Origin of the sequence: Oryzihumus sp. (assembly GCF_036391795.1) — a bacterium.
GTDB lineage: Bacteria > Actinomycetota > Actinomycetes > Actinomycetales > Dermatophilaceae > Oryzihumus.
The window spans coordinates 1-4,815 of record NZ_DASVZH010000057.1 but is presented as its reverse complement, the minus strand read 5'-3'; the positions used below and the strand labels follow the sequence as shown (position 1 = coordinate 4,815).

At 71.3% G+C, this 4,815-nt stretch carries 3 protein-coding genes; 1 reads left to right on the top strand and 2 read right to left on the bottom strand.

Annotated features, from left to right (window positions below):
* On the top strand, positions 1-2,113 hold a 2,113-nt coding region (locus VF825_RS03300), incomplete at its 5' end, for a DEAD/DEAH box helicase (RefSeq protein ID WP_331110114.1).
* Positions 2,114-2,235: 122 nt separating this feature from the next.
* Here the strand turns inward: VF825_RS03300 and VF825_RS03295 are convergent.
* Together VF825_RS03295 and VF825_RS03290 are read right to left on the bottom strand one after the other, a co-directional pair.
* On the bottom strand, positions 2,236-3,843 hold the full coding sequence (locus VF825_RS03295; RefSeq protein WP_331110112.1) for an APC family permease: 1,608 nt from the start codon (positions 3,841-3,843) through the stop codon (positions 2,236-2,238).
* Positions 3,844-4,032: 189 nt separating this feature from the next.
* Positions 4,033-4,815: VCBS repeat-containing protein (locus VF825_RS03290; RefSeq protein WP_331110110.1), on the bottom strand; the 783-nt coding region annotated here is incomplete at its 5' end.

The following is a 4,815-nucleotide window of genomic DNA, read 5'->3' as shown; positions in this document are numbered from 1 at the left end:
GCACGCCGACATCGGCCAGGTCGTCATGGACGAGTTCCACTTCTACTCCGAGCCGGACCGTGGCTGGGCCTGGCAGGTGCCGCTGCTGGAGCTGCCGCAGGCGCAGTTCCTGCTGATGTCGGCGACCCTCGGCGACGTCGCGCGCTTCCAGGACGACCTGACCCGGCGCACCGGGCGCCCGACCGCGCTGGTCACCAACACCGAGCGCCCCGTCCCGCTGTCGTTCAGCTACGTGCTGACCCCGCTGCACGAGACGCTCGAGGAGCTGCTCACCACCCACCAGGCGCCGGTCTACGTCGTCCACTTCACCCAGGCCGCGGCGCTGGAGCGGGCCCAGTCGCTGCTCAGCCTCAACGTGTGCACGCGCGAGGAGAAGGACCGCATCGCCGAGCTCATCGGCGGGTTCCGGTTCGCCGCGGGCTTCGGCAAGACCCTCTCCCGGCTGGTGCGCCACGGGATCGGCGTCCACCACGCGGGGATGCTGCCGAAGTACCGGCGCCTCGTCGAGCAGCTCGCGCAGGCCGGGCTGCTCAAGGTCATCTGCGGCACGGACACCCTCGGCGTGGGGATCAACGTGCCGATCCGCACCGTCGTGCTGACCGGGCTGACCAAGTTCGACGGGTCCCGCCAGCGGGTGCTCAAGGCGCGGGAGTTCCACCAGATCGCCGGCCGGGCGGGACGCGCCGGCTACGACACCTCGGGCACCGTGGTGGTCCAGGCGCCCGAGCACGTCATCGAGAACGAGCGGGCCCTGGCCAAGGCCGGCGACGACCCCAAGAAGCGGCGCAAGGTCCAGCGCAAGAAGCCGCCGGAGGGCACGGTCACCTGGAGCGAGCAGACCTTCGACCGGCTCGTCGCCGCCGACCCCGAGGCGCTGGTCTCGCGGATGCGCGTCAGCCACTCGATGCTGCTCAACGTCATCACCCGCCCGGGGGACCCGTTCGCGGCGATGCGCAAGCTGGTCCGGGACAACCACGAGGAGGGGCCGGCCCAGGCGCGCCTGGCCCGCCGGGCCATCCAGATGTATCGCGCGCTCCTCACCGCCGGTGTCGTCGAGCGGATCGACCCGCCCGACGAGACCGGCCGCACCGTGCGCCTGACCGTCGACCTGCAGGCCAACTTCGCGCTCAACCAGCCGCTGTCCACCTTCGCCCTGGCCGCGTTCGAGCTGCTCGACCGGGACTCGCCGACCTTCGCCCTGGACGTGGTCTCGGTGGTCGAGGCCACCCTCGACGACCCGCGCCAGGTGCTGCTCGCCCAGCAGTTCAAGGCCCGCGGCGAGGCGGTGGCGGAGATGAAGGCCGAGGGGATCGAGTACGACGAGCGCCTGGAGCTGCTCGACGAGGTCACCTGGCCCAAGCCGCTGGTGGAGCTGCTGGAGGCCGCGCTGGCGATGTACCGCAAGGGGCACCCGTGGGTCCCCGAGGACGCGCTGTCGCCGAAGTCGGTGGTGCGCGACATGTTCGAGCGGGCGATGACGTTCACCGAGCTGGTCGGCTACTACGGCCTGGCCCGCTCCGAGGGGTCGGTGCTGCGCTACCTGTCCGACGCCTACAAGGCGCTGCGCCAGACGGTGCCGGACAGCCTCAAGACCGAGGAGCTGGCCGACCTGATCGAGTGGCTGGGGGAGACGGTGCGCCAGACCGACTCCAGCCTGCTCGACGAGTGGGAGCAGCTGACCGACGGGTCGCTCGAGCCCGGTCAGGCCCCGCGCCCGGGTGAGGTTGGCGACCAGCCGCGCCCGATCACCAAGAACCACAGGGCTTTTCGCGTGCTCGTGCGCAACGCGATGTTCCGCCGGGTCGAGCTGGCGGCGCTGCGCCGGTGGATCGACCTCGGCGAGCTCGACGCCGGTTCGGGCTGGGACGCCGACCGGTGGCAGGAGGCGCTGGAGGCCTACTACGCCCAGCACGACTCGATCGGCACCGACGGTGACGCCCGCGGGCCGAAGATGTTCCAGGTGGAGGAGCAGCCCGGGCGCTGGCTGGTCCGCCAGGTCGTCGACGACCCCGAGGGCGACCACGACTGGGGGATCACCGCCGAGGTCGACCTCGCCGCCTCCGACGAGCTCGGCGAGGCAGTCATCCACCTCACCGGCTTCGAGCCGCTCTGACGCCGGCACGGCATACCGGCCTGGGCCTCTTCTTCCCACCGAACGCACCTGTTCCGTCGTCTCGGGGCTCCTCGGAGCCCGAAACGACGGAACAGGTGCGTTCGGTCGCGGGGGTGGGCGCGCTACTCGCGCTCGGCGGCCGTGGGCTCGAGCTCGTCGTGCAGGTGCGCCTTCAGCGCGCGGTCGGGACGGGCGATGAGGAAGTAGATCGCGCCGACCAGGGCGATCAGCACCATGACCACGAAGGTGATCCAGTCGTAGTTGAAGGCCGCCCGCGGGCTGGACAGCCCCGTCGGCACCACGATGTTGACCAGCATCACGAGCAGGTACGCCAGCGCGAGCCAGCTGACCAGCCAGCCCCACCGGCCGAGCCGGAACGCGCCCTCGGGGACCCAGCCGCGGGCCCGGGCGATCATCGACCCGATCACGGTCAGCAGGAACGACAGGTAGATGCCGGAGACGCCGAACGAGACGAGGACGAACAACGCGTTGATGCCCTTGGGGTAGGTGAACCACAGGATCTGCACGTTCGAGCTCGGGTTGATGTTGACCATCAGCGCGAACAGGATCGGCACGATGGCGCCGATCATGATGGCGTTCACCGGGGTGTGGAACCGCGGGGAGATGTGACCCACCCACTTGTGCGCGGGCACCGCGCCGTCCCGGGCGAAGGAGTACGCCAGCCGGGCGCCGGCGCCCTGCACCGCTGTGCCGCAGGAGAAGAACGCGATGATGACCATCACGAGGAAGAAGTCCTGCAGCCACTGCGGCAGGTCCGCGAGGATGGAGGGCACGCCCCCGCCGGCGAACACCGCGGCATACCCCTTGGTGCTGCTCGGGGTGGCCAGGATCAGCGCGGCGACCAGGACGAACGAGGCGATCCCGCCGTAGATCAGGGCCGAGCGCATGGCGCGCGGCACCTGGCGCGAGGCGTCCCTGGTCTCCTCGGCGATGTCCCCGGCGGACTCGAAGCCGTAGAAGATGTAGACGTGCGCGAGGATCGCGACGAGCGCCGCGCCGGTGAGCCAGTTCCCGTTGAAGTTCATCCCCAGCGGGTTGGTGGCTGCGTGCTCGGCGCCGTGCGTCTCGAAGAGGAAGCCGAAGCCGTGGTGGAAGCCGACGACGGCCAGCGCGATGGCCACCCCGAACGTGCCGATGGTCTCGACGTAGACGCCGAGCTCGGTCACCCGGCTCATCAGCTTGGCGCCGACGGCGTTCATCGTGGTCTGGATCAGGATCAGCACGATCGTCACCACCAGGATGGTCGTGCTGTTCGTCGGGTCCATCTTCGTGCCGAACCACTGGTTGGACAGCGCCGCCACGTAGCTGACGACGCCGGTGTCGACGCTGGCCACGGTCACCAGCAGGGCCATGCCGTAGAGCCAGCCGACCCACCAGCCGTAGCCCGCGCTGACCGAGTACTTGCCGTACTGGTAGATCGCCCCGGCCACCGGGTAGTGGCTGCCCAGCTCGCCGAAGACCAGCGCCACCATGAACATCCCCAGGACGACCAGCGGCATCAGCCACAGGTAGCGCGGTCCCGCCGCGCCCACGCCGAGGATGAACAGCGAGTACACGCCGACCATCGGTGACAGGTAGGAGAAGGCCACGCTGAAGTTGCCGAAGAAGCCGAGCACCCGCGACAGCTCCTGGGTGTAGCCGAGGTTGGCCAGCCGGGCCGCGTCCTCTTCATGCGAGCCGCCAGCGGCCCGTTCGGTGATGTCGCTCATCCCGCGCTCCTTCGTCGCGACCGGCCCCCGCGATCCGAGCGTCTGCCCGTGTGGGTCGGCCCACCTCACGCACAAGTACTACGCGTGCGTGCGCAGCGCTGGTCCGGGCCGGCGAGAGGGCCCCACGCAGCGGGCCCGCCCCGACGCCGGGTGGCGTCGGGACGGGCCCGTGACGGTGGGGGGCGAGGGTCAGCCGACGCCCACCGTGGCCGTGTAGGCGCCCCAGCTCGTGGACAGCGGGTAGCCCTGGCCGAAGGTGCCGTTGCCGTTGCCGGGCAGCACCGTGAGGGTGCCGTCCGTGCCGCGGGCGAGCAGGTCGGCCCGGCGGTCCCCGGTGACGTCGCCGGCGGACAGCAGCGTGGTGGTCGGGTCCCCGCCGCCGGCGACCACGGTGCCGGCCTTGAGGGTGCCGTTGCCGTTGCCGGCGTAGAGGTAGAGCTGGCCGGTGGGCTTGCGCGCCAGCAGGTCGGCCCTGCCGTCCCCGGTGACGTCGCGCGCGGCGACCACCGTGTCGTAGACCTGCCAGCCCAGCCCGATCCGGCTGCCGGCGTTGAGCCCGCCGCGCCCGTTGCCGGCATACAGGTAGAGCTCCCCGTTGGCCTTGCGGGCCAGCACGTCGGGGTGGCCGTCGCCGGTGAAGTCGCCGCCGGCGATGACCTGGCTGTAGGCGTTCCAGCCCGCCCCGATCCTCGTCCCGGCGCCGATCCAGCCGCCCTGCCCGTTGCCCCGGTAGAGGTAGAGGGCGCCGTCGGGGCTGCGGGCGATCAGGTCGTTGTGCCCGTCGTTGGTGAGGTCGCCGGGGGACAGGACGGTGTCGAACATGGTCCAGCCGGCGCCGATGACCGAGGAGGTGCCGGTCAGGCCGCCCCACCCGTTGCCGGGGAGCAGCACCAGGTGCCCGTCGCCGGTGCGGGCGAGCAGGTCGGGCGTGCCGTCCTGGGTGAAGCCGGGCGTGGCCGGCACGGCCGCGGG